This window comes from Pseudorhodoplanes sp. (genome assembly GCF_059499825.1).
Genome location: NZ_JCABZI010000005.1, coordinates 340596 through 365879, shown reverse-complemented (window position 1 = coordinate 365879; position 25284 = coordinate 340596). Strand labels below are relative to the sequence as shown.

25 protein-coding genes and 1 tRNA gene are annotated in these 25284 nt (G+C 58.0%); 3 read left to right on the top strand and 23 right to left on the bottom strand.

Annotated features, from left to right (window positions below):
* Window positions 1–10 precede the first annotated feature (10 nt).
* Complete coding sequence (locus tag AC5I5I_RS08910; RefSeq protein WP_495972027.1) at window positions 11–1057, bottom strand: TAXI family TRAP transporter solute-binding subunit; 1047 nt, start codon at window positions 1055–1057, stop codon at window positions 11–13.
* Between the two features lie 1071 nt (window positions 1058–2128).
* Here AC5I5I_RS08910 and AC5I5I_RS08905 point away from each other — a divergent pair.
* Window positions 2129–2204 (top strand) — tRNA-Lys (locus tag AC5I5I_RS08905).
* A gap of 58 nt (window positions 2205–2262) precedes the next feature.
* Here AC5I5I_RS08905 and AC5I5I_RS08900 read toward each other — a convergent pair.
* From AC5I5I_RS08900 to AC5I5I_RS08855, 10 genes are all read right to left on the bottom strand, one after another.
* Window positions 2263–3171 carry a tyrosine-type recombinase/integrase gene (locus tag AC5I5I_RS08900; protein ID WP_495972025.1) on the bottom strand — a complete coding sequence of 303 codons (909 nt, stop codon included), beginning with the start codon at window positions 3169–3171 and terminating at the stop codon, window positions 2263–2265.
* A gap of 539 nt (window positions 3172–3710) precedes the next feature.
* The gene (locus AC5I5I_RS08895) at window positions 3711–3974 is read right to left on the bottom strand and encodes a hypothetical protein (protein WP_495972023.1); all 264 of its coding nucleotides are present in this window, start codon (window positions 3972–3974) and stop codon (window positions 3711–3713) included.
* Window positions 3975–4038: 64 nt separating this feature from the next.
* A complete protein-coding gene (locus AC5I5I_RS08890) occupies window positions 4039–4251 on the bottom strand; it encodes a hypothetical protein (protein ID WP_495972021.1) in 213 nt (70 codons plus the stop codon).
* A 150-nt stretch (window positions 4252–4401) separates the two neighbouring features.
* Window positions 4402–5004, bottom strand: a complete 603-nt coding sequence (locus AC5I5I_RS08885) for a hypothetical protein (protein WP_495972019.1) — start codon at window positions 5002–5004, stop codon at window positions 4402–4404.
* A 93-nt stretch (window positions 5005–5097) separates the two neighbouring features.
* A complete protein-coding gene (locus AC5I5I_RS08880) occupies window positions 5098–5892 on the bottom strand; it encodes a hypothetical protein (RefSeq protein ID WP_495972017.1) in 795 nt (264 codons plus the stop codon).
* A gap of 459 nt (window positions 5893–6351) precedes the next feature.
* Window positions 6352–8343, bottom strand: a complete 1992-nt coding sequence (locus AC5I5I_RS08875) for a GAP1-N1 domain-containing protein (protein WP_495972015.1) — start codon at window positions 8341–8343, stop codon at window positions 6352–6354.
* Window positions 8344–9180 (bottom strand): TRAFAC clade GTPase domain-containing protein, encoded by an 837-nt coding sequence (locus tag AC5I5I_RS08870; protein ID WP_495972567.1) that lies wholly within the window; start codon window positions 9178–9180, stop codon window positions 8344–8346.
* Window positions 9181–9204: 24 nt separating this feature from the next.
* Window positions 9205–10239 (bottom strand): TRAFAC clade GTPase domain-containing protein, encoded by a 1035-nt coding sequence (locus tag AC5I5I_RS08865; RefSeq protein WP_495972013.1) that lies wholly within the window; start codon window positions 10237–10239, stop codon window positions 9205–9207.
* Between the two features lie 11 nt (window positions 10240–10250).
* Entirely contained in the window at window positions 10251–11348 is a 1098-nt protein-coding gene (locus AC5I5I_RS08860) for a GTPase-associated system all-helical protein GASH (protein WP_495972011.1), read from the bottom strand.
* 25 nt (window positions 11349–11373) lie between these two features.
* Window positions 11374–12666: a metallophosphoesterase gene (locus tag AC5I5I_RS08855; protein ID WP_495972009.1), complete on the bottom strand. Its 1293-nt coding sequence runs from the start codon at window positions 12664–12666 to the stop codon at window positions 11374–11376.
* Between the two features lie 1411 nt (window positions 12667–14077).
* Between AC5I5I_RS08855 and AC5I5I_RS08850 the strand changes: the two genes are divergently transcribed.
* Window positions 14078–14500 carry a hypothetical protein gene (locus AC5I5I_RS08850; RefSeq protein WP_495972007.1) on the top strand — a complete coding sequence of 141 codons (423 nt, stop codon included), beginning with the start codon at window positions 14078–14080 and terminating at the stop codon, window positions 14498–14500.
* 42 nt (window positions 14501–14542) lie between these two features.
* Here the strand turns inward: AC5I5I_RS08850 and AC5I5I_RS08845 are convergent, their stop codons facing one another.
* The 12 genes from AC5I5I_RS08845 to AC5I5I_RS08790 form a co-directional block, all read right to left on the bottom strand.
* The gene (locus AC5I5I_RS08845) at window positions 14543–14878 is read right to left on the bottom strand and encodes a hypothetical protein (RefSeq protein WP_495972005.1); all 336 of its coding nucleotides are present in this window, start codon (window positions 14876–14878) and stop codon (window positions 14543–14545) included.
* Window positions 14879–15056: 178 nt separating this feature from the next.
* A complete protein-coding gene (locus AC5I5I_RS08840) occupies window positions 15057–15617 on the bottom strand; it encodes a hypothetical protein (protein ID WP_495972003.1) in 561 nt (186 codons plus the stop codon).
* 104 nt (window positions 15618–15721) lie between these two features.
* Window positions 15722–16186 (bottom strand): hypothetical protein, encoded by a 465-nt coding sequence (locus AC5I5I_RS08835; protein ID WP_495972001.1) that lies wholly within the window; start codon window positions 16184–16186, stop codon window positions 15722–15724.
* Entirely contained in the window at window positions 16183–16944 is a 762-nt protein-coding gene (locus AC5I5I_RS08830; protein ID WP_495971999.1) for a hypothetical protein, read from the bottom strand. The genes AC5I5I_RS08835 and AC5I5I_RS08830 overlap by 4 nt, the downstream gene beginning before the upstream one ends.
* Before the next feature lie 790 nt (window positions 16945–17734).
* Window positions 17735–18217 (bottom strand): hypothetical protein, encoded by a 483-nt coding sequence (locus AC5I5I_RS08825; RefSeq protein ID WP_495971997.1) that lies wholly within the window; start codon window positions 18215–18217, stop codon window positions 17735–17737.
* A 358-nt stretch (window positions 18218–18575) separates the two neighbouring features.
* Window positions 18576–18728, bottom strand: a complete 153-nt coding sequence (locus AC5I5I_RS08820) for a hypothetical protein (RefSeq protein ID WP_495971995.1) — start codon at window positions 18726–18728, stop codon at window positions 18576–18578.
* A 282-nt stretch (window positions 18729–19010) separates the two neighbouring features.
* Entirely contained in the window at window positions 19011–19775 is a 765-nt protein-coding gene (locus AC5I5I_RS08815; protein WP_495971993.1) for an SDR family NAD(P)-dependent oxidoreductase, read from the bottom strand.
* A 14-nt stretch (window positions 19776–19789) separates the two neighbouring features.
* A complete protein-coding gene (locus tag AC5I5I_RS08810; RefSeq protein ID WP_495971991.1) occupies window positions 19790–20536 on the bottom strand; it encodes an ABC transporter ATP-binding protein in 747 nt (248 codons plus the stop codon).
* A complete protein-coding gene (locus tag AC5I5I_RS08805) occupies window positions 20523–21269 on the bottom strand; it encodes an ABC transporter ATP-binding protein (protein ID WP_495971989.1) in 747 nt (248 codons plus the stop codon). The genes AC5I5I_RS08810 and AC5I5I_RS08805 overlap by 14 nt, the downstream gene beginning before the upstream one ends.
* Complete coding sequence (locus AC5I5I_RS08800) at window positions 21266–22198, bottom strand: branched-chain amino acid ABC transporter permease (RefSeq protein ID WP_495971987.1); 933 nt, start codon at window positions 22196–22198, stop codon at window positions 21266–21268. Before AC5I5I_RS08800 ends, AC5I5I_RS08805 begins: the two co-directional genes overlap by 4 nt.
* 3 nt (window positions 22199–22201) lie before the next feature.
* Entirely contained in the window at window positions 22202–23062 is an 861-nt protein-coding gene (locus AC5I5I_RS08795; protein ID WP_495971985.1) for a branched-chain amino acid ABC transporter permease, read from the bottom strand.
* A 94-nt stretch (window positions 23063–23156) separates the two neighbouring features.
* Complete coding sequence (locus AC5I5I_RS08790; protein WP_495971983.1) at window positions 23157–24395, bottom strand: ABC transporter substrate-binding protein; 1239 nt, start codon at window positions 24393–24395, stop codon at window positions 23157–23159.
* 190 nt (window positions 24396–24585) lie between these two features.
* Between AC5I5I_RS08790 and AC5I5I_RS08785 the strand changes: the two genes are divergently transcribed.
* Window positions 24586–25284, top strand: a complete 699-nt coding sequence (locus tag AC5I5I_RS08785; protein WP_495971981.1) for a GntR family transcriptional regulator — start codon at window positions 24586–24588, stop codon at window positions 25282–25284.

Below are 25284 nucleotides of genomic sequence, written 5' to 3'. Positions count from 1 at the left end.
CCTCATCCGATCAGCTTCCGCTGGTCGCAATCTTCCACTTGTCGTCCCACGCCTTGTGTTCCTTCAGGAACTTGGCGAGGCCCGCATGGACTGGAATATCCGGGTTGGCCTTGATGCCGTTGACCTGCATGCCGACGAAATCTTTCGCCATCGGCGTGAAGCCCGCGTCCGCCTTGGCGAGCACGTCGCGATTCTTGTAGAAGGCAGAGAGCAGCTTGTAGACGACATCTTCCGGCATGTCGGCGCGCATGTTGTAGGCGAACAGGATCGGCACGCCCTGGATGTTCTGAACGCCGACATCCTTCGCGAACACCTTCGAGCTGACATCGGCAATCGTCAGCCCTGCCGCTTTCAGCTTCTCGACTTCGTCGGGGCACGGATTGACGACCTTCACGTCCATCCGAACTTCGGTTTCCTTCCAGTAGGGCGCGAGCGAGGCGCCAGAGGTCGTGTAGGCGACCGAGCCCGCGATCGTGCCGCCTTTCAGCGCGTCGGACTGTGTTTTCGGGTCGATCTGCACGTGCTTGAAGTCATAACCGAGGGCCTTGTACATGCGCTGGAAGTTGAGCCAGTTCATGAAGCCGGCGGGCGTGAAGAAGGTCGGCTTGCCGGACAGGTCCTTCAGGCATTTGAACTGGGCCGCCTTGTCGGCCGGCACCGCCATGAAGGATTCCATCGGATAGGCATACCAGGTGTGGACCAGCTTGCCCTTGCCAGGCGTGTAGCTCTTGAAGCCGCCCTCGCCAGCGTAAAGCTGCGTCATGCCGACATCGGCGGTGTAACCGATCTCGCCGTTGCCATCCATCGCGGCCTTCATGGCGGCGGTGGTCGCGGGATAGGGATTGACGGTGATGGTGTATTCGCCGCCCAGCGCTTCCTCGGCGACCTTCACCATGGCGGCGGCCACCTTATAGCCATACGAGTCCACGCTCGAGGTGGACCAGCGGATCGACTTGCGTTCCTGCGATTGCGCGAGCGGCGAGGTGGTGGCGACGATCGCGGTCGCCAGTCCCGCCGCCGATAGCGCCAGCCAATGGCGGCGTTTGATGCCTTGCATTGCGTCTCTCCCTGTTCGTTTCGCGTCCCGGTGGCCCGGTTGTTTTTTTCCCGGTTGCCCGCTGAGCCGGTTGACCCGGCCATGGCGAAGTCTAGCCGATGACAATGGCTGGCGCGCACAAAAAGGGGCTGCAAAGTGGCAATCGGTCGCGGCCAACCAGGCGCAGGAACGGGAAACCTGTCCGATATTTAAGTTGAAGCGCGGCAGTCCCGCCTTAGTTTGACGTGAGTGGAGACGGGATATGGCGCTTTTGCCGGTGTGAAAGCGCAAATTGTCTGGTTTTTTGAGCTTCGGTGGCCGGACCGTAATGACGATGGGGATCCAGCGAGGCGACATCTGACCTGGCGACAATGGTTCTAGCTACGGAAGCGGCGATTATTCTGAGCCCCCCAGCCCCCACAATCGCCGCCTTACCGGAGGCCGCCGGGACCCCCCGCCCGGCGGCCTTTTTTCTTTTGAAACCCGGCGTTTTGTCACCGTTCGCATCTTCCCGGGATCGGCCCGAAGCGTCGCGCGTTGAGGCCCTGACAGGTCCGAACTCGCCGTCCCACGGTCGCCGAGGCCGGCAGCGAAATCGGCGTTTTGAAGGAGATGTGGAATGAGCGGGCAAGCGGGCGGCTGGATGTGGCTGTTGTTGAATGTTGGTCTGGTGGTGCTGCTCGCGGGAGCCTTGGGCTACGGGATGTGGTCCTGGCGGGCCGCGGCGCAGTCCCGCGATGGATCGGCTCCGCGACCGGAAGACCGAGGAATTGCACCGCCGGCCGGATCCGGACGAGGCTGCGCCGCTCCCCGGGGGCAAACGCTCGCGCTAACGGCGGCAGAAGCAGGGCGTCGGCGGTCTGGTCAGGGCGCCGCGGAGGGTTCGTTCTATCTGGCGTCTCGCCGGACGGCCGGACCCGCGTCCTGGACCGCGACGACGGACCAGTGGTTCCGGTTCTCAGGCGGCAGGATTTTCAGCTCGACCGGTGAATTTAGGTGCGCGGCGGACGAATTTAGTCGCACCTTCGCTGGACACCGCGAAAGGCCTTTGGTAAGCCAGCCGCGCTTCGCCTGATGGCGAGTGAGTGGCCCGGGCGCATAGCTCAGTTGGTAGAGCAGCTGACTCTTAATCAGCGGGTCCAAGGTTCGAATCCTTGTGCGCCCACCATTGCTTTCACAGCACTTTTCCGGGTTCTGCCCCAGAACATCCAAGACCAGTTGGGTGTTCAGTTGGGCGTTTTTGTTCCCTTTTCGAGCTTGCGGATTGCGCTCTCGGCCAGAGCCGGATCGCGGTGAAGGTAGTGCGCATCAAGAATTGACCGCACGTCACGGAGACTGTGACCGGTAATGGTCGCAATTTCGGCTTCGCTACAGTCGGCCAGGGCTAGCCGGGTGACCGCCGTGCCGCGCAAATCGTTGTAGGTCACGCCGACGATGCCAGCGCTCGCACAGGCCTTGCGCCAGGAGGCGCGAAAGCCGTCCGAGGTCCAGCCGGCGCCGTCGCTGTTGACCAAAATCGGGCCCTGTTTGCCACCCACCGCATCGAGCGCGGCTTTCAGCGGCGTACCTACCGGCACGACCACCCGCCGCCCTGTTTTGGATTGTCGCAGGCGGATGACCTTCCCATCGTATTGGGTCCACGAGAGCCGTAGAAGGTCGCCCTGCCGTTGCCCAGTCCAAAGCGCCAACAACAACGGCAGATGCAGATGCGCCGGCGCGCCTTTAAGGAACGTTGCCTCATCGTCGGCAGTCCAGACCTTGTCCGCGCGCGAGCCGCGATAGACGCGCCCGCCTTTCTCGCAAGGATTGGTTACGACCAAGCCGCGGTTCAAACCCCAGGACAAGATGCGAGCCAAAACTGCCCAGGCATAGTCCGCCTGGCGCCGTCCCGACTTCGCGGCGATCGTGTCGCGCCAAGCCAAGAATTCGCCTCGCGTCCGGCGATCACTCAGACCGGAAAGCTTGAGGGAGCCGAATTTGACCTCAATGCGCTTGATCAGCGCGACATAGCTACGTCGCGTGCTGTCAGCCAGTTGGAGGAAGTCCTCGCTTGCTTGATAGGCCTGCATAACGGTGATCAGGACGCCAGCCGGCGGCTGCACCTTTCGGTTTACCGCCTCATTGTAGCTCGCCATGAACTCAGGCGTTCCGGGAGTGCCACGAAGTGCAGGACCGCCCTTCCAAGCGTACCAATAGGTCACCGTGCGGCCATCCGCCAGACGCTTCGTAACTCGATTGAGCCCTTTAAGCCTTACGCGCATCGGCCGCCTTCCATTCATCGAATGCGCTTTGGGCTTCCGACTTTATGTCCTTCGTTGCGTCGATCAAGATCGCGCCGTCGGGCAAAATTCGCACCTGTCCAACATCGAATCCGGCAGCCTTCGCGCCCCTCAAAGCGCGGGTGACGTCTGCCTGTTTGAACCGTGGGCTAGCGCGAGGCACGGCCAAGCCTCCTACGGGCGCCTGACGATAATCGGAGCGACGGGGAAGGGCCGCAGTGGCGGGCGGCCAGGATGTCTGCGGCATGGCGGGGCGATTTCCCAAGCTGGCTGCGATTGTCCGCTAGCTGTGCCATCTCAATCCCCAACTGCGCATCTCTGAAATCTCGCCGTAAGCGACAGAATTGTCTTGACTGTAAGCAGGCGAAGGCAGGCGGGCACTTCAGCCCACCGCCCTAACGCCTTCCGAGCCCGGTGCGGCTCCCGACTCCTTCGATAGGCAAGAGAACCGAGGCCAACTCGCGCGGTAAGGCCTCAACACCAATCTGCTCGCCTCTCTTGAATTGCAGCGGTCTCCGCGCCCGCACGACGAAAATGCCGTCCTGTCTCGTTAAGACGTCGACATTGTGCGATCTTGCCTCGAATTGCTCGGCAGTTAGCCGCACCACCTGGTCGCCTTCGATGACAGCAAGTTTGCCATCCACCTGATACGTCTTCATATCGGGTTATCCTCGTGCAAAGTCTAAACCCCTGACGCTCACCGAATTCAAGGCAAGCGCGCGATCAAAGCCTCCCATGCATATGGCGCATGTAGAGGTTTTCCATGTGTGCGGTGTAGACGGCGACGGAGAAAAACTCCCGCTCGATCGCACCAGAATTGTTAAAGCGGTTCTTCCAGATACTATACCGCTGCATCGTGGACAGGTCGGCTGTCGCCGCGATCCGGACCGCGTTTCGATCCCCATGAGGATCTGCGGGAGGTTTCGAATGGCTCATCGGTAAGTCTCTCCTGCTTTTGACGAAAAAGAAGGTGTGCGCGGCAGCTGCCCTATGGGCAGCGTTCAGAGATAGGGCTGACACCATCTCTTAGCCGCGCACGACGAGCCCGCCGGCAGCCAGCGCGACGGGCCGTCAACGAAATTGATCTCATTTGCCGAATTCGCGTGCGAGCGTTTCCAGGCCGAAGGCCGCGTTCACATCGCGAACAGCATCGCGATTGATGATCGCGTCCAGCCGGTAGTTATTCGCAATGCCGGTTTTGCCGCGGAGGACAGTCTCCGCCACGGGGACGCATAGATCGCGCCTGCCGGCGCTCGAGAACTCCGCATTTAACTTGGAAAGTGACGGGGTTACTTTCGCGAGTTCGTCGAGGGCTGCCATCAGCTTGGAACTGAGCTGGAAGAGATCGACGTGGAGCGCGAGCTCTCGCTGTTGAAGCTTTTTTGCCTCGGGATGCTTGAGTTCGACGGCCGCCATCATCTCGCGCTGCTCGGCCTCCTTGATCCGGTCAGGCAGGACTGACAGTAGCGCCTCTGTATCGGCGATCTCTTCTCTTACGACCTGAAGCTCTTCTCGAACCAACTGCTTGTCGGCCTTACTGCCGTCGATTTGGAGGTCCACGAACCGGAGCTCGAGCGCGGCACACTTGTCCGTTAGCTCTGTCAATTTGATGTTTTTCTGAGCCTGCATCGCCAGCAACTCAGATGCCGACTTAACACGTGTGGCTCGCTGCTTTTCGGGCTGACTCATTGTTTGGCCTCCTTCGATCAACGATGGGAGGAGGCTTGGCACGCCCGCGGCGTGTACCGAAATGTATAAAAGTACAGTAGATAATTCAGCTAGTTAGAGCGGAGCGGCGCATGTTACTTGCCGGCCCACTTGCTTCTCCTTGTAGAGATTTGTGCGAATCGACTCCAAGCATTTTTCCTCGGAATCAAAACCTAGAACGTAGTAGGACACGTTGTCGGCCGCCCACTCTAGGAGGTGCTCCGCCTCTTCTGAGATCTCGGCCGCCGCAACACCTTCCTGAACTCTCCGCTCATTCTCTCTGAATATCAATTGAAGTGGTCTACGTTTCGGGCCTTTCGGCGGTAGGTTCGCACGGCTTTTGCTTGCTGCGCTTGAAGCCGACGCCAGACCCGATGCGTCTATGGAATTTAGGCGCGCAAAATTGCCCCACAAAACAGGGATTGCTGAACTCAAAACGACATGAATATCTTCGATCTGTTGACCGCTCCTATGATGTTCCAACACGTTATCAACAAAGCTATTGAGACCGTCGGGATCGGCGCCTGGCAAGATGAAGCAGTAACTTCGAAGTTCGTGATTTAAGAAAAACCATTTTCCGGATTCTGAACAGCCGATAACATGCAAGAACCCAGCCGCCCTTTCATCAAGCAGGCGTCGAGATATTCCCGTTCGATGATTTGGCGGAGCGGCGTTGCCGGGAAGGCCGAATGTGGACCGATAGCGCCATCTCTCAATGATATCAGCGCAAAACACGAAAACTGCTTCAGACAAAGGTATAACGCTATTCGGCATGTCAGCTGCGCGTGAACGGCAGAATTCTGCAAAGCGGCCATCGAGCAAAAGCTCCGGCGCACTGGCCACCGTTTCGTCTGAAAGCGCCACTTGCATTAAAGATACCGTATGGAGTTTATGAAACCTGGTTGATTCGGTGGGGTGGCACAAGTTCAGTGCTCTCACGACGCCGCGACGGCCCGCGCCCTTGCCCCAGGGCGATCCAACTCACCTTCCCTAGCTCGGGTGCGGCTGCGTCGGGAAGTCGAAAAACCGTGAGGCAACTGAAAATTGATCTTGACTGCAACAGAACCGGTCATGCCATTCAAAATCCGAAGGCCAAGGCATCGACCTGATTTTGGCCGGATGTCGCCCAGTTAACTGATACCCCGCCCGCAGAGAGAATGCCCCTGGCCTTCCTAAAGGTGGAGATACGCACCGTTGCGTTAAGTCGATTATGGCGCTGCGCAACTTCGAAATTGCACGTGTCTAGCATCAACGAACCAGCACAGACGTGATTGCTAATGCGAACTAGACGCGCTCGATATGCGCGTTCGACAGCAGAACCGGTTTTTACTAACTGATCCGACTCAAAAATAGACGGCCGCTTGTTGAGTACTTTGCTTGCGCAATTAGCTGACTAAACAACTCTTTATCAGTAGTTAGCCGTCTGAAGCTTTCTACATCAAGCGCATTGTCAAAGTATGCTTGCGCAACCGCAACTCGCAGTCTGAGCCCAATGTCCCACTGCTGCCACCAATAGAGCGATGGCAGATGTCGAGATAACATATTGAGAGCATCATTCGGAAGGCGAGAGGCCACAATATCGGCGTGTACAGCTTGGAAAGTGAATTCAAATAGCAACTCAGTCCCCCTGAGAGGCTTTTCCAACGCCATGGCCAACAAAAAGGTCATTAACCGCTGTCTTGATTCGCCCGCCACATCATCATCTGCGCGCCTCACGGCATCACACCATACTAACGGTGAAGCAGACAGCCCGACGGCAACATCTAGATTCAACAAATCAGCGCAGGCCGCCAGCGCGGTGGTTGATCTAACGTTTGGCAGTATTTGACTCGGTATGTAGCGCCTATAAGTCGGAGCGATCGCACGCATCCATGCCGGCGAAACACTGGGGGCTATACGATCCGAAGGCTCCACAATACGATTGAAGATGCGAGTAGCCACGATCAAAGGATGCCGCCTAATGCATTCTTCTGCAATGTACTGGTCGTCAACTAACAGCAGTCTGTCGACCACTCTGCCGATTAGGTCTAGATCGCTTCCCAAATATTCGAGAAGCTCGCCCAGTTCGCGATGTGGAATACTACCTAAACCAGGGCTATCCATAAGGCGTGGATGGACCGCAAGGAGTATGTTTCGCCCTTTCGGTTGACCTTTCGAAAGAAAAAAGAAATTGTCTGGATTAACAATAGACACCAAATGATTTGCAAGTTCAGACCTTACCTTCGGAGCTTTCGTGTCGGCGAGTTCAAGAAGCTGCAATATCTGGTCTGCCCTATCTTGCCACGCCGATTCGGATATGTTGTGTTTTGAGAGGCGGGGGACCGGCAAGGACTGCGGGTCAGGCAATCTCAGCACATAGCTGAGGGCATCGAGGACATTAACGTGAGGTATAAGGGTGAAATCTGGCGAGCCCGCGCCAACCAGATCAGCCTTTAACATTTTACCCTCATCGGACCGAGGCAGCTCCCGGATCACCGTGTTAAGAATGTTGTAAAGCGCTTCGCCGCTCAGTTCGCTCAACCGCGTTAGCTGCAAAAACGTCTCCGCAAGAAAGCGAAATTGCTCTAGGCCGCGGCGAAGGTCCGCACCATACCGCCAGATAAACTTTCTGAATTCACCAGGCTGGAATAAATCATCAAGTGCGAGCCTCTCCCAATCCTCATACTCTAGCGGGGCTGCCAGCTCCGTGTGTTCGTCCCCAATCCGTAGATTGAACTTCGATCCGATCCCTTCACCGGCGCCTGCCGTTTGGAACGAGAAAGAGCGACGGAGCCGCGGCCATTGCTGGGACCACACTGCGAATAATGCATTTTCGAGCTCATGACCCGGCCGGCCGGCCACTCTCCTTAGTCCACGTCGCGCGTAGAGTGAATCGATTAGTTTCAATGCGTCCGTTCGCGAGAACACTGAAGGCCCACCGAGAGCCGATTCAGTATCGAGCATCAATGGCTTTCCGTATCGACCCAGGTCCATGCTTGAATTGGGTTTTGAAAAGAGCTTCGTCAAAAGATCCATATTTGCGAGCCGCGCGATATCAGCTGCACCGATGATAAGAGCTTGGGTCCAAACGCAACCGGGCCGAGGCATTTCAGGCGCAGGCCAAGTTCGCATGAGCGCGTATGCCTTGGCCGATGGCAATGGTAAACCCGTCCAGTAACCAGATTGATCGAAAGCAGCTCCGGCTGCCACATCACTGTGAATTAAAAGGGTTGATGCTGCCTCGTCGGGCAGAGCTCTCGAAGCCATTAGAAGTCGATGACCATCGTTGTAACCATACAGCGATTGATCGATCCTCACGGGTGCTTCCATCGCCGTGCCCAACTAGCGCTCCCCACTCAGCCACATAAGAGGACTTGTGAGATCGTGCTCGGACACGTCTGGGCCCACGCAACGAATTCGCAAACTTGCCCGCGACATTCTTAGAAGTTGCATGCGAGAATCGCCCTTAACACTTCCACCCTGCGCCGATACTCCATATATCCGGGCATCGAAGCTTTCTGGGTTGTTCCGGAGAAACTGGTCAAGCAACGGCATTTCTCTCGACAACCATTCCGCTGGCTGCAACGTATTTGGGATAACGACATCCCAAGCTGAGATCAGAATCGCAATTCTACGTCTCCGTTGTTCAAATGGCGGTCGCTGCAGAAATTGTAGCAAATCGACCAATTGGACCTGTTCCGGGACACAACTGTGTCGCCAAGGCGTGGCCGCTGGGGCCGTGCCTTCCTCGGCAGTGGGCTCCTCTCCGCTAAGCGCGGTCTGTATGTCGACAATGGTTATTCCGTCGCTGCGCCGGTCTGCGTTCACAAACAGGACAACCCCACCATTGCCCTCGAAGCTCTTCACGAAAGCGTCCGTACAAACACGACGAGCGAACTGATGCTCAAACGTCTCGCCGGAGAGGTCCGGAAACGACAACACTAGTCGAGAATTGTCGAATGCGGAATGCACATGAACAGATAGCGACTGTTCCTCCGCACCCATAGACGTCCGCGGCACCTCTTCACACCGCCGCCATGCTTCAACGATCCTATTCAAATAGGAATGATCGCCGACAAGCTTATCGAGTCTAAAACATGTTTCTGTCTCACCCGCATCGATTAAGTGCCACAGCGCGGCAAGGTAAGTCGTCTTGCCGGATCCCGGCAGGCCCAACATGGGGTGAAACATGGTACTCACACCCTATTCCTCCGGAGTTCTAAGGGCTAACCGGTCGAACTCCGAGGTCAGCGTCAGAGGTTCGTTTAGCTGCTGCGGCGGGGTGGACCGTCGACGCCCCCACTCCCGGAAAAGCTCGCTCAAGCCAAAGGCAGCATCAAACCTCCCATTCGGGTCCCGAGCCGCTACGTTGTGGAATGTTAAGCCGCTCACGTTCGATCCAAAATCGGAGGCAATTCGCTCACGTAGAAATGCTATAGCCTCCTCAGCGCCCGATTGGTCCGCTGCACTCGCTATGCAGTCATACTTTGTGGTGACTAGCTGGATGAAAGACCTCTGGTCGACTGCGCCGTTGTCGAAAAGTGCGCGCAAGAGTTGACGTGTTCCGTGAATGGCACCGGTCCGCTCTGTAGGATCTGCGACGCGTTCTCCATCCAGAAGTATCGCCAAAGTATCGCACCGAGGTATTTCCGAGAGACCGGCTATAGTCGTAGTGTCATTTCGGGCCGCGCGATATGTTTCTCCCGCTCGATCCGATATCATCAGGTCGGTACGCAGGTTCGGGAAACCAGTTGGCGCGATCGCGAGATGAAAATACCTCAAGCCTTCTGCGATCGATGTGCGTGGCGTATCAGGTAAAGGACGACCTGAATCAATACGAGATGGATAGATGCGTCGTTCGAAGGCCATTAGAGTTCTGCTTGAGACAAACTCGAAGCCAGCGTAGGCGCCTCGCAACAACCGGTCATACAACGCGCACAACAAAGTGGTCTTGCCACTATTGCTGTCTCCGATAAGCGCAACCATGTTTGCTTTGCGCCAAAGCAAGAATTGTTCCAGCTCTTCAGGCCGAAGTAATTCGCCGCTAGGGAGTTTTAGTAGGCTCAGCGGCGCTTCAGTTGGCTCGCTCTGGTCGTCAAGCTCATCGCTATCATTCAGAATATTTTCGTTAATCAGATAGTTGGGACAGGCGAGCAGGGGGTCATGGCCGTCTGCACATTTTCCCGAAGTGCTAACTTGGCAATCGATATTGCTGCAATGTTGACCTGTTTCATCCATGGCGCTGCCCACTAGTCGGCGAGCGAGTACAGGATCATACGCTCACGAAATGCCTGAATGCAGAGATCCGTTCCACTGAAATCGATGTTTTCAGAAAGACCAGTAGCGCGTCGGAATGCCGGATGCCACGCGCCATTCAAGCCACTTTCGCGGGCCTTATCAACAGCGGTGAGGAGTGGACAAATGTCATGTAGCTCGTGCAGCTTATTTCGATGAATTGTCAGCGTCGCAGCCGCCCCGTCATCGGGAAGGCCGGCGACCGCCTCTGCAATCGTAACCCTCCCGATCGGACCCTCGCGACCGGCGGTTAGGGATCGTTGCATAAGCGCTCGCGCTGCGGCAGGCCCAACGAGTGTTCTGCTCAAATCTGCGACATCTAATCCAATGAGCATCGCGGCGGTGGCGACGGGAAGATCGCCGAACGGGACGTTTAGGAGCCTACTCCATCCCCCGACATGCCACCACAACAAGGCCACCTCCTCTCGCAAATCACTTACTACGTTATATAAAGGTCCAAGAGTGCCCTTGGTTTGCTTAGCCAGAGCTTTGACCGCGGCGCCGGACCCGTCATTCACTTGCTTGATAATGCCCGCGGCTTTGGTCCAATCGTTGCCGATAGCTTGCACTAGGGCTGGCACGTCGGCGGGTAGCTCGTTAGTTAACTTTACTGCTATTGTAGCCGGATCGAGGAGGTCGTGGTCGCGGGCTTCGACGGCTTTAGAGATAAGTCTACGGTCCAATTCGTTCAGTAAATCTGGGATATCTTCAGCACTCCGATGTCCAGCTGCCGCCGCAGACAGCGGAGCAAGTGCGCACGTAATGATACCGCTTTCGAAACCCGCATCTAAGAGGCAGGCGGCAAGAACAGCTATTTCCCGTTTATTTTCAACCATCGAGAAGGAACTATCAGTCGCAAAAAATTCGTCTCGGAACCATTTCGTGTCGTTCTGCGAGGGCAATCCAAAATACAGCCTGGTTAGTTCAATGGCTGACCTACTATCAATGTTCTTGCAAAGCTTCTCGAACGGCTCTTGGCGAAGATCTAGCGTTGCCGCACCGGGATTCAAGCCGGCTGCACGGTATCGATCTGCAATGCTGACCATCGCCATTCCAGTTCCCCATTGTTCTTTTGAACTATTCACCTTTGATAGCTAACCGCACTTCTCTGTCCAAAACGTCAATTAGCCCGCGATCGCGTGCGCGAATAAATGCACGCCGAAACCGCTCGAAATCTGGCTCATTCGCGTCTTCTTCCTCAAGGAGGTTCAGCTTTCCGGCAATCGCAACCTTCTGACTCAGGGTAAGCCTAAAAAATCTTATGCCAATTTCGCGGAGAGGATCCATGCTGCTCACCATGGAAATACTTGCATTTGCTGATATTGGCGTGATCGGACCGGAGTGGCTGTCAACGAGCTGATCGTGCTCAACTTCATTTAACGACGGCTTCCATGATTCAAGTGGGATATCTTGCCGAAAGACCGTATTGCCGCGGTCAGTCTTAGCTCTGAATTCTCCTGGTCGGCTTTGCCAAACGCGCACATGGGCGGCAACTTTCATTGTACGCCTGTTTTCTTCGGTCGAAACACCGATTTCAATCAGATTGTACCCCGGCTCCCATCCTGGCTCTGTCCGATCCGGATGCGCGGCACTGGCTGATATGCGAACGCAATCTCTGAGAAGCTCAATCCGGTTGACGTGGTCATGACCGAACAGGTGGATACGAGCCACATCGTTTAGGTGGTCCCGGAGGAGATCACCCTGTCTCAACCAGTTATAGGGATGATGGCACACAACAAGGTGCTCGACGCCAGAGGTTCGCTGTAGTTGGAAGCAGGCGGGATCGACAAATAAGTCACCAGCGCAGTCGGAAGAGCTCGAGACGAACGCTGAGTTCAATCCTGATATTCTTAGCGTTGAACCATCCTCCAGAGTCAGGTCTCTGATAGCGATTGTCCGTTCCGGCGGAAGGAGATCGCAAAAGAATTGAACAGCGAAATTGTTATATGGACCAATCGCTTCGTAAAGTAGCCGCCTCGTTTCCACGTCCGTGAGCAAGCCTCGCAGGGTGCCATCAAGGGAGATAGTACTCGTTCGCTTTATGTCACGATGGAGTGACTGAATGATCGGTCTCGATGCGATTGCTCTGACGACGTCGTGATTGCCTGGGATCGTAAAAACGGCTTTGAGTTCCGTATTGCAGCGAGCGCAAAGCTCTGACAACCAGTCAAGAGCGAAGGCGTATTCACGTACATCGCCGCCAAACGCAATGTCGCCTGAAATAATTATCGCGTCCGGCGCTTTGCCGATCGCCGCGCATTGCGATTCCGCGTCGCGGAGCAACTCATTTCGCAAATGTGCGTTGGGGTCCATCGCGACCCCGACTTCTCCATGGCGGAAGTGAATATCTGACAGATGCAAAACCAGCATTTTAGTCCCGCGCCCCGGCTCAATTAATGAAGACTACGGCACGGTTGAGCCCCAAGTCGAGACCCACTTCTTTGTGTCGAATTTCAACGGCGACTGGCGAGCTCCGGGTGTAGAGAAGTGTTGCTGCGACCGCAGCTCCTGGCAGGCAAGCTGGCGCGTCAATGGGGCTGAACCCGAGGCGGCAGCTTTGTTCAGACTCGCTAGTTCGATCCGTTGTGCAGGATACCTGCTCATCCGGTCGCTTCACGGATATCCCGCCATTATCTCTCGTTCTCAGTTTCCCCTGCTTTACGGGCAGGATGAGCCGCGTTTAAAATTCAGGGAGCGTCGCTCGACGAACCAACTGTTGGAATTGCTGTCAATACGGGAATTACGTTTGCGGGGGGCTCGCCGCCTCCACTTTGTGCGGAGTAACCTTTAGTAAAAGCATCGACCCGCCGCAGCGCATCGGGCCGATACGCCGGAAGCTGTCTGCGTGCTGCACAGCCGCGAGCGCAAAGCGCCGCGAGACCGAAGGATGCACCGTAGCGTCGCTTGGAAGGGAGCGAACGTTTTCCGTGCAGTTGCAGGCCCGTAAAACGCGGGCCAGGAAAGCCGGCTTAATCGCATCAAGTGTATCGCGGATGCCCGCGACTTCCGAATGCTTCGCCGGCCTCGCTCTCTTGGCCGCCTGCAGGCAGACCGCCACGCGATCGTATACAGCGCCTAACTGAGTCGCCATCGTCTTGGCAGGCTTTATCCGCCAAAACGGCCGAAGCACCCTTCGAGGACGCGCGACACCATCTGCAGGGGGCGGTTGAATCGATCGACGGCCAAGAAGGGCCTCCCCACCAGTCAGAAAAATCGCGGGGGAGTGTCTCAAGGGGCGCGCCTCGATTTCGCCGTCGCGGAAACCCGTTCTTTCGAGCAGGCGCCCGTGGCCGATGCTTCGGTTAAGCTCGGCGCGTAATCGGTATTCGAACCGGAAATTCAGGGTTTGGTCGCCATCGCTTAACGGGGCGGACTTAACCGACTTAACCGACTTAACCTTATTTTTCGGAGGCCCAGCTAGGGAAACGCCGCGCTGTGGCCGCCCACATACGGGACTCGCCAGGGAGGACCCGAAGGGGTCGCTCGGTGCGCGGCGAACAACCGAGCGACCGCGCCGGGAGGGCGCATAGGGCGCGGCGATGACGCACCCCATAACCATGAACGCGAAAACCCCGCCGACCTGACCGGCCTTTCCATGCGAATAACGCTCAGGCACTCTCAGCCCGGCGCGGATTGGATTGGGGAACACCAGCGCTGGAGATCGATCCGCTTCCCGACCATCCAGGCCTTCTTGGTAAGGAAAGCATAAAATTCGATCGATCGGAACAACCACACTGCAAACTCTCTCGCGCAACGTGTAACCAATTGGAGGGAATTTGCTATGTTTAAGCTCATCGTTTCCGCCTTTGGGCTCTTCATCGCCGCTTTCATCGCTGTGCATGCCGCGACCAATCCGGCCACAACAACCGCACCCGCGACCAATCCGGCCTCAACAACCGCAGCAGTCCCGGCCGTCAGCAATACTCCGCTGGCATCGATTAACGATCCCGCCGAGCAAGCACGCATCCGCGCCCAGCGCGAGCGGGTTGAACGTGACCAGGCGCTTCGTAAGCCGGGACAGAAATTCGAACGGCGCATGTCAGAAATCGACGCTGATTACCGGCAACGCATGCACCAAATCGATCGCGACTATGAGCGCCGGAAGGCCGAGCGCCAGATTGAAGCCATGCAACGGGCATCCGTTCCGCCAGTCAAGACGACGATCACCTATACATCGCGGACCCGCGTCTACGTCCCGAGATAGTATCACTAGGGCGAGCGTTTACGCGCTCGCCCTAGTGATGCCCTAACCTCGTTCGCGCAGGGAGTCAGGGGCCAGTTGGTCGAGTTCAACTGAGGCCAGATTCTTAACAATCGCTTTAAGCCATTCGTCGGGTACCGAGAGCTCATCGACACGAGCGGCGTGTTGAATGAGCAGCTGAACATCGCCGATGTCGTTCGGATGAGCGTGAGCAACAGCCCAAGCCGCATCAAACAATTGATCGGTAGCCGCTACTTGCAGGGCGGCATATCGTTCGTGGACAAGCGCCGAGCTGTCGAGCGGCGGCTCGGACTTACAGAGCGCTGCGAAAGAACTGCAGTCGTGAGTATGTCGAGCGATCGCTGCACGAATTTCTGACATCGATTGCCTCCGGAAGGAATTGAAGAAACGAACAAAGAGCACCGTAACATCGATGCGCACAGGAGCTACAAGCCAAAAGCCAGTGTGGCGCGCCAAAAAAAGTTATTGACTGAACAGAGTCGCTCTCAACGAGAGTGCGTCGCGGCTTTAACGTGATTAAAGGTTTAGATCGCGCCGCCTAAGAGTGATCGAGCCGCGCCTTGGTCCTACGGAAGCGAGATGTGAACCGTTTTATCGCTCCGTCGTGAGCAGCCTGAGCAAGTTGTTCGAAGATATCGTCGTCCAACCTCCGGGCATCCGCGTTAATCTTAGCTAATTGAGCGATCCCATTGGCGCGGTTTGTCTCGTAAGTGATGCACGCCTCACCAATTTTTTCGTCGACCTCATGGGCGTCCAGTACGAGCTTTCGAGTCAATTGCCCGAGGTATCTGTCCGCCGAGGCAAGAGCAATATGGCTTCCAATGATCCTTGGAAGGATCTGGTGTATTTCGGCGTTATAATCATTGATTAGCTTGTCGTTGACGTAATTCCGCGAGGCGGACCAGGTGAGCCAGCATGTAGAATGTGCAACCGCCGCTAGATCGAGTGCGACTTGGCCCAATCTTGCCTCACGAATCCGTTGACGCTCGATCTTTGTCTGAGTCCTTTGCGTGAAATAGGTTCCAAGGAAGCCAATCAACCCGCCCACCAACGTGCCTGCGAGCGTGTATATTTCTGATGGTATCGCCGACCATTCCATTGTCTCACCCCATTTGATTGAGCGGGGCGCCCGATGCCGAAACTGCGCCGCCCGTCACTGATGAGGCTAAAGTTGCGCAGAGCTGTTTGCCAGCTTTCTGGTTGTCACGGCGGATAAGACTTGTGGCTTGCGGTGGAGCCTATTTCACATCGCCACAATCGACCGCCGGCGCTGATAGCGCCGGCGACCAGGCCGGCGGCGAGGGCGCTACCTGAAAAGAAAGCCCCAGCGACGACTCCGCCGGCCCAGGGCGCTACGGCAGCCAACGCCACTGCCGCGAGAATGCTGACAACCGACTTTCCGGTGACGCTACCGCCGTGCGGCCGCACAATGAAAACGATACAATCGCTGGTCTCAATTTTGGTGACAGGCCAGTCTTGCCGAAGGACAGGTAGCCCATTGCGAGCACAGATTGCTGGGAGCTTGAAATCCCACCCGGTGTCTTGCCGCTTGATCGCCCAGCCGCTATCGCCAACAAAGTCTTCTATGCTTTGGCCGACTGGGGCAGCCCGTTCGCCGACAATCACACCAGGAAACATCAGCTTCGAAATTGTAACTTGCTCCGTCATTGCCGTTGCCCCGCTGCAAAAATGCGATCGGCTTCGTCCCAAACGCGATCCAACTCCGTGTCGGCCGTTCTTGCCAGGTCTCGACCGGTTCGCTTTGCTATTTCACGCGGCAACTCGACCGAAGACCATCGTTCGATTATCCGAGTGGTGATGGTGCCGCTGGTATCCATACTCGTGAGCTGCGCAAAGCCGCCAATCGGCGCGAGATTGGCCTGTCTTTGAAGACCCATTAGGCGTGCGCCGTCCGTTACAGGATCAATGTCATCGGCGGATGCGTGCGGCGCCAAGCTTGCGATAAAATCGAGCTCAACCTTTTCGGTCCCGGGTAGGAACGCCAAAGCGCCCATAGAACGGAGCGCAAACGCCTCGGCGCCAAGCTCTGAGTGATTGCAGATGAAGAAGCTGTCAAATGATGTTCCCGCCATGCCGGCGACGACGACTTCAAGTTTGTCGAAATTGGAGCCCGTCGGTTGATGCGCAGAAACGAGTGCTAAAGCCGGCGTCAACTCTTGCATCGCCACGCGGAACCGATCGGCAATTTCGTCTTTGAGCTGGCCGAAGCTATTAGCGCCGTAGGCCAGGCGATCGACGATTTGCGTACAAAACCACCGCGGACCTCGAGCAGCGAAGATCGCCGGCAGATGCGCAGCCGTCCAGACCTTGCACGCTGAGTGCAATATCTCCTCGCCAACGTACACTGCACCGTCGGTAAGGACGTGCAATTGCTTCGACTGCTTGATGACATTGATAACGCTCATGCAAATCTCCTACGAGCGAGCGAAGGGGAGGGTGAGAAGCGAAAGAGGTTCGCCGCGCGCCAACTTGGGGAAGATCCCCAACGTGGGGCGGAACCAAAAAACTCGGTAAAGGACCTTCCGGGAAATTCCCGGAAGGTGTCGGCGGTCTTTGGAATCGGATCACCACAACTCGGTCGACTAGTTGGGAAATTCCCCAGAAGTCCGGACCTGACGAAAGCCCTAGGGGAATTTCCCCTAGGGTCTGCCGCTAGTTGACGCGAATATGGGCGAGCACATTCGAGCTGCGCGGGCCAGCAAGGGCGGAGCGCTTGAGTTCGGATGCCTCTTGCGCTTCGATGATTGAACACCCGATTGACCAGCGCTGAACCGTCAGAATTCAGAAATGGGAGGGTTGGGAGGGTCGGGAGGGTTGCAACAAACGCAACGCTCCGTCGGAAATGCCGATAAACAAGGGGTAAGGAAAAGAAAATGGGAGGGTTGGGAGGGTTGGGAGGGTTTTTATGTATGAGAACTACACGCGCACGCACGCGCACGCGCACGCGCGCATGTGAGATCGAGCGCGCGAAAACCCTCCCAACTCCCCCGAACCTTCCCAAAGCCGCCAAAATCAATGACTTAGAAAATCGCCAACCCTCCCAAGAATGGGAGGGTTGGGAGAGTTGACAGTTTCTCGGTTCTGACAGGTCGAGATCGCATGTGAGTCGCGCGATGCGTGAGCGCCAGATTTGCGCCGACCTACCGCCGTGGCTCACTTCGGACCGGCCTACCCGGTTAGGTTGGAATGGATCGATCATGATCGCTCCACCTCCGAAATCTTCGGCTGCAACCCCACCCAGTAAACGACGCTCGATCGCCGCCGCTGAAACCCACGGGCCTGAAGCTCACGAGAAAATCGGACAATTGAAAGCGAGGGCAACTGCCTCTTCGCGGCGAACGAGCAGAACAAACGATGGAGATGCTCGGCATTAACCTCCGCGCCCGCGCGCTGCCGCACACACGTCGTCAGAAACTCGTCTACTGGGTGCGGCGGGGAGTGGGTTTCCGCAGCCAGGCGGGACCGAGCAGGTTCAACCTGAGCCCTGGCGCGTCTCATCGCGATGACCGCGGAGCCGACCAACTCTCCAAAGATGTAGCGGAGCAATTGATCACGCGCGGATCGGCTCGCCGCGCGCCACTCTTGCATCAACGGCGACAGCGCGAGCTTGCGGCGGATGCGAGGCCGGCGCCCGCGCTTTTCAGTTGGCGATTTCGCCGTAACCCTTTGTTTCTTCATGGCGGCTTTTCCACTGAGTTGGGAAAAAAGCGCCGTGAAATCAGCCCCCAATCAGGGACTCTTAATCAGCGGGTCCAAGGTTCGAATCCTTGTGCGCCCACCACACCAGGAATTTGCTCAGAAATTTTTCCTGGTCCCGGCCACTCACTGCGAACGCGGATGCGCGTCCCTGTCAGCAGCGTTTCAACGGAGTATTGCTGATGCAGTGCTTGACTGGTTGCGGAGGTGAGTTTGCCGCTCACCCTTCGACAGCATGCGCGGCATCCGAGGCTCAAGGCTTGAACACGAAGCCCAATGCAAATCGCCACCTCCGTGGGAATGGACTGGAGGTCTGAAAACAGACCCGGGCATGCCTTCATCACGTTGAGGATGACTTGGGCTCGATGTGTTTGTTCATATCGAACACCGTTTTGATCACGCCCAGCCGTTGCAACGTATCCTGTGCCTTCCAAAGCGCGCGATAGTTGTGGGCGGAAATCCAGCGATCCACCTGCTGGATGTTGTACTGCATCGCAGTCTCCGCAACGTCGGGCTTAAGACCGGGAATTCAGCGGGTGCCAAAAGCAGCAGCCTGCTTGGGATTCTTACGCCTCCACCGGTCGGCTTCCGACAGGGCGGCGAGGAATTTCTCGATCGTCGGCCATTCTTTTCCACCCACGGCCGCAGCGCGATATTGAAGCCGAGACAGGAGATGACATCGCCGCCGCGAATGACCTCGATAGCGTCCGTGACCAGCGCTACTACGGCTCGAATGTCCTCCTCAATTATGTCGATGTCATCGGAGCCGCAGCTCTCACCCCATCGATGAATAGCCGCCATCGATTACAATCGACGCGCCGTTGACGAAATTCGACGCATTGCTGGCAAGGAATACGGCCGCTCCGGCGAAGTCCGCGGGCTCGCCCCAGCGGCCGGCGGGGGTGCGCGCAACGACGCGGTCGTTCAGGCCGGCGACCTGCTCGCGTGCTGTGCGTGTAAATGGTGTGTCGATCCACCCCGGCAGAAGCGCGTTGGACTGGATGTTGTACTTGGCCCAGGCGGTCGCCAAGCCCTTGGTCATCTGCACCAGGCCGCCTTTGCTGGCCCCATATGCGACCGCGAAGGGCATGCCGAAGATCGACATCATCGAGCCGATATTGATGATCTTTCCGCCGCCGGCGCGGCACATATGCGGGTAGGCCGCGTGTGAGCAGTAGAACGCGGACGACAGATTGACCTCGATGACTTGCCGCCATTCGGCCGGAGAATAGTCGTGCGGTGGCTTGCGGATGGCCATGCCGGCATTGTTGACCAGGATGTCGACACGTCCGGCGCGTTCAGCCGCCTCGTCGACGAGCCTCTTGCAGTCCTCGTCCTTGCCCACGTCGGCTTCGATCGCCAAGGCGCGGGTGCCGCGAGATTCGAAGGTCTGCACGGCTTTCGCATTGGCTTCGGCGCGGCGGCCAACGATCACAAGCGTGGCGCCAGCTTCTGCCAGACCTTCGGCGATGCCGAAGCCGATACCCGAATTCCCGCCGGTGACCACCGCGACGCGGCCAGAGAGGTCGAACATCTTCATGTGTCAGTTCCGTTTCAATGTCCGGCCACGCCGACATGGCTGTCCAGAACCTCATGGTTGCTCGACAATTCCTCCGGTGTCCCATGAAAAACGAACTGGCCGGACGAAATGACGTAGATGCTGTCCGCGACCGACAGCGCCAGCGCCAGATTTTGCTCCACCAGCAGAATCGCGTGACCGTGATTGCGCAGGTTGCGCATGATCTCCTCGATCTTCTGCACGAGTTTCGGCGAAAGACCTTCCGACGGTTCATCCATCAGGATCAGCGCTGGGTTAGCCATCAGCGCGCGGCCGATCGCGAGCATCTGCTGTTCGCCGCCGCTCAGGGCGTTGCCGGTATTGTCCATACGTTCGGCGAGTTGCGGGAATTCCTCAAGCACGGCATCGAGTGTCCATTGCTTGCGGCTTGGGTCCGTCTTGCGGTGCCCGGCGAGCGAACTCGTCGGCAACAAGAGGTTTTCCCGCACGGTCAATGATTTGAAGATGCGACGGCCTTGCGGGACGATCGCCATTCCCGATTGTGCGATCTCATAGGCCGGTTTTCCGATCAGGGACTGGCCCTCGAAGACCACGTCACCACGGCGCGGCGGGGTCAGGCCGGCAATCGAACGGATCAGCGTCGTCTTGCCCATCCCGTTGCGGCCGATGATGGCAACGATCTGCCCTTGCGACAGCTCGAGGCTGAGCCCGTGCAGCACGTAGCTATCGCCATAATAGGTGTGGACGTCGCGAACAGCGAGAAGGGCGTCAGACGCGGCCAAAATAGACCTCCCGGACCTGTTCGTCTTTCTGAACCTCTCCCGGTGTGCCATCCAGAATAACGTGACCGCGATGAAGGACGGTCACCCGGTCGGCCAGCGCCAGCGCGATATCGATGTCATGCTCGATCATCAGCAATGTGATGTCGCGTGGCAGCGCAGAAATGATGCGTGAGAAGCTTTGCCGCTCACTGGGCGACAACCCTGCGCAGGGCTCGTCAAGCAGCAGTACCTTCGGATCGGAAATGAGCGCGAGCGCAAGCTCCAGCTGCCGGCGTTCGCCGTAGGAGAGGAACTTCACCTCGTCCTCGGAGCGGTCCGCCAGCCCGATCCTCTCAAGGCTTCGCTCCACGCGATCGGCGATGTCGGGGAAGGAACTTGCCGCCCGGATCATTACCCATTTGCGGCTGTCGTTGCCAAGCGCCGCGAGCTGCAGGTTTTCGCGGACCGACAGGTCAGTGCAGATATTGGAGATCTGAAACGTCCGTCCCATGCCGAGCGCGGTTCTGCGGTTCTCGGCGACGTTCGAAATATCCTGGCCGAATAGCAGGACGCGCCCCGAGGTCGGCCGATGCGTACCGGAGATGCAGTGAAACAGGGTGGTCTTGCCGGCGCCGTTCGGTCCGATCAGAACGCGGCGCTCGCCGGGAGCGATCGCGAGCGACACATCGACAACGGCATGCAGGCCGCCGAACGATTTGGACAGGTTCTCGGTCTGGATTGCGGATGCGGTCATGCGCCTTCTCCGCGATCGCCGGACCGCCAGCGCGTGATCAGGCCCATCAATCCTTTCGGCGCCCAGAGAACCGTGGCGATGAAAACAACTCCGAGAATGCCATGATAGAAGTGGAAATAGCCGCTGACCCAGTTGCGCAGCATCAGGATGATGCCGGAGCCGATCAGCGGCCCCAAAAGAGTCCCGGAGCCGCCGATGATGGCCATCAGCACCGCCTCGACCGACACCGGGAATGATGCCGCGGCCGGGTTGATGAAGCGGTTGTAGTAGACGTAGAGCACGCCGGCGATGCTGGCGAGCAGCCCGGATAGCACGAATGCAACATAGAGATGGCGGCTGACGTCGAATCCGAGGCTACGGACCCGCGGCTCACTCGATTTGATGCCGCGCATCGCCAGGCCGAACGGCGAGGAGATCAGGATGCTGTAGGCCCACAGACACAGCACCACCACGATCAGGACGAGATAATAATACTGGACGGAATTGGTGATCGCGAAGTCGCCGACGGCGGGGTAGGGCACATTGGTCACGCCGTTGTCGCCGCCGGTGAACGACGCCCACCGATAGGCGACGCCCCAGACAATGTAACCGAATGCCAGCGTGATCAGGATGAAGTAGACGCCGCGGGTCCGGACCGAAAAGGCAAACAGCATCGCCAGAGCGGTGCCCGCAAGAATGCCCGCAGGCGCCGCGAGGATCGTCGGCACGCCATGCCGCACTTGCAGGATCGCAGTCGCATAGGCCGCGACCGCGAAGAATGACGCATGGCAAAGCGAGAACAGGCCGGCATTGCCGAGCAGCAGATCGGCCGAGAGCGCGAGCAAACCGAAGATCATGATCTGGGTCATCAGTCCGACCCAGAATTCGCCAACGAATAGCGGCGCAACAGCCGCGCCTGCGATGAGGATGAAGGCTATGGCAAAGCGCATCGCTCAGTGCTCCTTGCCGAAGATGCCGGTGACGCGGAAAAGAAGGAGCACGGCCATCGGGCCGAACAGCACGAAATAGGAGAATTCCGGCAACAGCCATCGTCCGTAGGCATCAAGCAGGCCAACGATAATACTGCCAAGGATCGCACCCTCCAGGCTGCCAAGGCCGCCGATAATGACGACGACCAGCGCGAACACGAGGATGTCCCATTCGGCGCCGGGATTGAGCGTCAGGAACGCACCGCCGACCACGCCGGCGACGCCCGCGAGAAACGAACCGAGTGCGGAGACCAGAACGAAGAGACGGTCGACATTGATGCCGGTGGCCGTGACCATTTCGCGATCGTCGACGCCGGCCCGCACGACCGCGCCGATCTGCGTCTTGTGATAGAGCAACCAGAGTGCGAGTGCGGCTACGATCCCGAAGATGATCATCGCGAAGCGGAATTTTGGATAATAGAGATCGCCAGGCAGGACGATCGAGCCCCTGAGATAGGACGGCAGCGGAATTTTCAGGCTGTCCCCGCCCCAGATCGACAGACAGACCTCGCCGATGACGAACGCGATTCCGACGGTCAGCAGCACCTGTGCGAGATGGTTGTTGCCGGTTCGACGGATGAGGTAGCGGTCGATGAAGTAGCCGAGCACGATGATCGACAAGCCGCCGCCCAGCATCGCGAGTTCGAAGCTGCCGCCGGCGCGCACGATCGAGAGTCCGATATACCCGCCGAGCAGGTAATACGCGCCGTACGCCATGTTGACGACGCGCATCAGGCCGAATGTCAGTGTGAAGCCGCTCGCCAGCAAGAACAGCAGAGCGCCAAGGGAGATGCCATTGATGGCCTGAAGGATCGCGCTTTGCATTACGATGTAACGACTTTACCGACGAAAAACGGAGGTTTCGGACATGCGAAAGGGAGCGGCGCTGTTTCGCCGCCGCTCCTTTTCAGTCAATTGCTCAGCGCTTGTAGGGGCCGCGGGCCAGAAACTCTTCCGGCTTCCACGTCCAGAACTGCGATACGGCTTCGTAGGTCTTCACCGGAACGGGGATGAGAACCTCGCCCAGGACCGGATGCTTCTGCTTCTCGATCTTGGAAACGTAGACGTTCTGGATCGGGTTGTCGTACGCGTCCAGCTTGAGCGGGCCGCGCGGTGCCTTCAACTCCACGGAGCGCATCGCCTTGAGGAAGGCGTCCTTGTCCTCGACGTTGCCGTTGATCTTGTCGATCGCGGCTTTCGTCCACATGCCGGCGGTGTAGGCGGATTCAGAGAACCATGACGGGAGCCGCTTGTAGGCCTTTGCGTAAGCGTCCACGAAGGCCTTGTTCTCCGGCGTGTCGATGCCGGCTGCGTAATGCAGCGAGTTCGCAACCATGCCGACGGCACGGTCGTCCACCTGTGACAGCATGTCTTCCTGCAGCCAGTAGCCGCCATACAGCTTCATCTTCTTGTCCATCCCGAAGTTGTACCAGTCTTCGAACAGACGGATGCGGTCTGCACCCACGACGATTGCAACGACGCCGTCCGAGTTGGACGGGATGGTGCTGATGGTGGTGCCGTAATCCTTGGTGCCGATCGGATTCCAGATCAGCTTCGCGACCTTGCCGCCGAGATCGGTGAACGTCTTGACGGCGCCGAGTGTCACTTCGTGGCCGAACGTGTAGTCCTGCCCGATGAAGGTGACATTTCGCAGTCCCAGCTCCTTGTAGAGATACTCGCCGAGCGGATGGCCGATCTGGCTCGACGAGACGGCGGTGCGCACAACCGTCGGCGTGCGGTTCCATTTGGTGACGTCGTCGGCTCCGGCCGCGTCCATCACCAGCGGGATGCCGGTTTCCTTGCTGACTTGGGCGACCGCCGGGCCTTCATGCCCGCAGAGCGGGCCGACAAGGATGTTGACCTTCTCTTGCAGCGCGAGGCGCCGCGCCTGGGTCAGCGCCTGGTCCGGATTGCACGTTGTGTCGGCGGTGACGATTTCGATTTTCCGGCCGCCGGCCATGTGGTTGGCCTGGTTCCAGAACAGCTTGAAGCCGCTGACCATGTCATTGCCGGGCGAAGCCAGCGGACCGGTGAGCGGTGCGAGCAGGCCGATCTTGATCGGTCCCTTGTCCTGCGCGGCGGCTGTTTGTGGAAATGCGAGACTTGCGCTCAGAGCGGCAAAAAGCGCGAACGCGCTCAGTGACTTCTTGCTGGACATGACGTCCTCCCATTTGCTCGCGCGGCTTGTTGTTGTTTCGCGCGTGACTCGAACGCCGCGGTGCTCGCCGGGCGCACGCGCCGGGAGAAACCGTGACGAACTTCTCTTGTGACCCGATATGTGATCACATATACCTAGTCTCATTCCTCCAGCGGAGGAGTCAAGCCTGTTTGTCGTCGCGTGCAGACCCATGAACATTGAAGCTCCCAATCTTTCCGGCCTTCATGCAATCGAAAGCGGCACGCTGGGCCAGCGCGTCTACACCGAGTTGCGCGACTACCTGATGGTGGGTGGCGTCAAGCCGGGTGAAAAGATCACGCTTCGCCAACTCACCAGTGCCTTCGGCACGAGCCTGATGCCGGTACGCGAGGCGGTGCAGCGGCTTGCGGCGGAAGGTGCGCTTGAGGTTCTGCCAAACCGCGCGATCCGTGTCCCGATTGCGACCAAGGCTGGCGTTCGTGAAATCCTGAAGGTGCGGCTGATGCTGGAAGGGCAAGCGGTTGAAGAGGCCGCAGCCCGTATTCATCCCTCCGTCGTCGCGCATCTTGAAGAACTCAATGCGGATTTCAGCCAGGAGATGCGCCACCTCGAAGACTCGACGCGTCCATTCCGCATCAACAAGGAATTCCACTTCACCATCTATCGCGCGGCCGAGATGCCTGTGCTGCTCGGAATCATCGAGAACATGTGGCTTCGTATCGGTCCCTTTCTGCATTTCTCGCTTGGCGTGCGCGGCCGCGAGGCCACCCGGAAATTCGCGCCCGACTCCCACAAGGACATGATCCGCGCGATGCGAAGCCGCGATGGCGCCCTCGGCCGCGCCGCGCTTGAAAGCGACCTCGCCGGCGCCGCCGACCTCATCTTGCAGCTTGGCAATCTCCCTGACTGA

Bases quoted from the DNA above. Each gene is read 5' to 3' on its own strand.
- AC5I5I_RS08890 (WP_495972021.1), bottom strand. From the start codon at position 4,251: ATGAGCCATTCGAAACCTCCCGCAGATCCTCATGGGGATCGAAACGCG.
- AC5I5I_RS08840 (WP_495972003.1), bottom strand. From the start codon at position 15,617: ATGGAATGGTCGGCGATACCATCAGAAATATACACGCTCGCAGGCACG.
- AC5I5I_RS08870 (WP_495972567.1), bottom strand. From the start codon at position 9,180: ATGTTGGGCCTGCCGGGATCCGGCAAGACGACTTACCTTGCCGCGCTG.
- AC5I5I_RS08815 (WP_495971993.1), bottom strand. From the start codon at position 19,775: ATGAAGATGTTCGACCTCTCTGGCCGCGTCGCGGTGGTCACCGGCGGG.
- AC5I5I_RS08835 (WP_495972001.1), bottom strand. From the start codon at position 16,186: ATGACGGAGCAAGTTACAATTTCGAAGCTGATGTTTCCTGGTGTGATT.
- AC5I5I_RS08795 (WP_495971985.1), bottom strand. From the start codon at position 23,062: ATGCAAAGCGCGATCCTTCAGGCCATCAATGGCATCTCCCTTGGCGCT.
- AC5I5I_RS08855 (WP_495972009.1), bottom strand. From the start codon at position 12,666: ATGCTGGTTTTGCATCTGTCAGATATTCACTTCCGCCATGGAGAAGTC.
- AC5I5I_RS08825 (WP_495971997.1), bottom strand. From the start codon at position 18,217: ATGAAGAAACAAAGGGTTACGGCGAAATCGCCAACTGAAAAGCGCGGG.
- AC5I5I_RS08850 (WP_495972007.1), top strand. From the start codon at position 14,078: ATGTTTAAGCTCATCGTTTCCGCCTTTGGGCTCTTCATCGCCGCTTTC.
- AC5I5I_RS08895 (WP_495972023.1), bottom strand. From the start codon at position 3,974: ATGAAGACGTATCAGGTGGATGGCAAACTTGCTGTCATCGAAGGCGAC.
- AC5I5I_RS08805 (WP_495971989.1), bottom strand. From the start codon at position 21,269: ATGACCGCATCCGCAATCCAGACCGAGAACCTGTCCAAATCGTTCGGC.
- AC5I5I_RS08880 (WP_495972017.1), bottom strand. From the start codon at position 5,892: ATGCAAGTGGCGCTTTCAGACGAAACGGTGGCCAGTGCGCCGGAGCTT.
- AC5I5I_RS08885 (WP_495972019.1), bottom strand. From the start codon at position 5,004: ATGAGTCAGCCCGAAAAGCAGCGAGCCACACGTGTTAAGTCGGCATCT.
- AC5I5I_RS08900 (WP_495972025.1), bottom strand. From the start codon at position 3,171: ATGGCGAGCTACAATGAGGCGGTAAACCGAAAGGTGCAGCCGCCGGCT.
- AC5I5I_RS08800 (WP_495971987.1), bottom strand. From the start codon at position 22,198: ATGCGCTTTGCCATAGCCTTCATCCTCATCGCAGGCGCGGCTGTTGCG.
- AC5I5I_RS08790 (WP_495971983.1), bottom strand. From the start codon at position 24,395: ATGTCCAGCAAGAAGTCACTGAGCGCGTTCGCGCTTTTTGCCGCTCTG.
- AC5I5I_RS08845 (WP_495972005.1), bottom strand. From the start codon at position 14,878: ATGTCAGAAATTCGTGCAGCGATCGCTCGACATACTCACGACTGCAGT.
- AC5I5I_RS08830 (WP_495971999.1), bottom strand. From the start codon at position 16,944: ATGAGCGTTATCAATGTCATCAAGCAGTCGAAGCAATTGCACGTCCTT.
- AC5I5I_RS08820 (WP_495971995.1), bottom strand. From the start codon at position 18,728: ATGCAGTACAACATCCAGCAGGTGGATCGCTGGATTTCCGCCCACAAC.
- AC5I5I_RS08865 (WP_495972013.1), bottom strand. From the start codon at position 10,239: ATGGATGAAACAGGTCAACATTGCAGCAATATCGATTGCCAAGTTAGC.
- AC5I5I_RS08910 (WP_495972027.1), bottom strand. From the start codon at position 1,057: ATGCAAGGCATCAAACGCCGCCATTGGCTGGCGCTATCGGCGGCGGGA.
- AC5I5I_RS08860 (WP_495972011.1), bottom strand. From the start codon at position 11,348: ATGGCGATGGTCAGCATTGCAGATCGATACCGTGCAGCCGGCTTGAAT.
- AC5I5I_RS08785 (WP_495971981.1), top strand. From the start codon at position 24,586: ATGAACATTGAAGCTCCCAATCTTTCCGGCCTTCATGCAATCGAAAGC.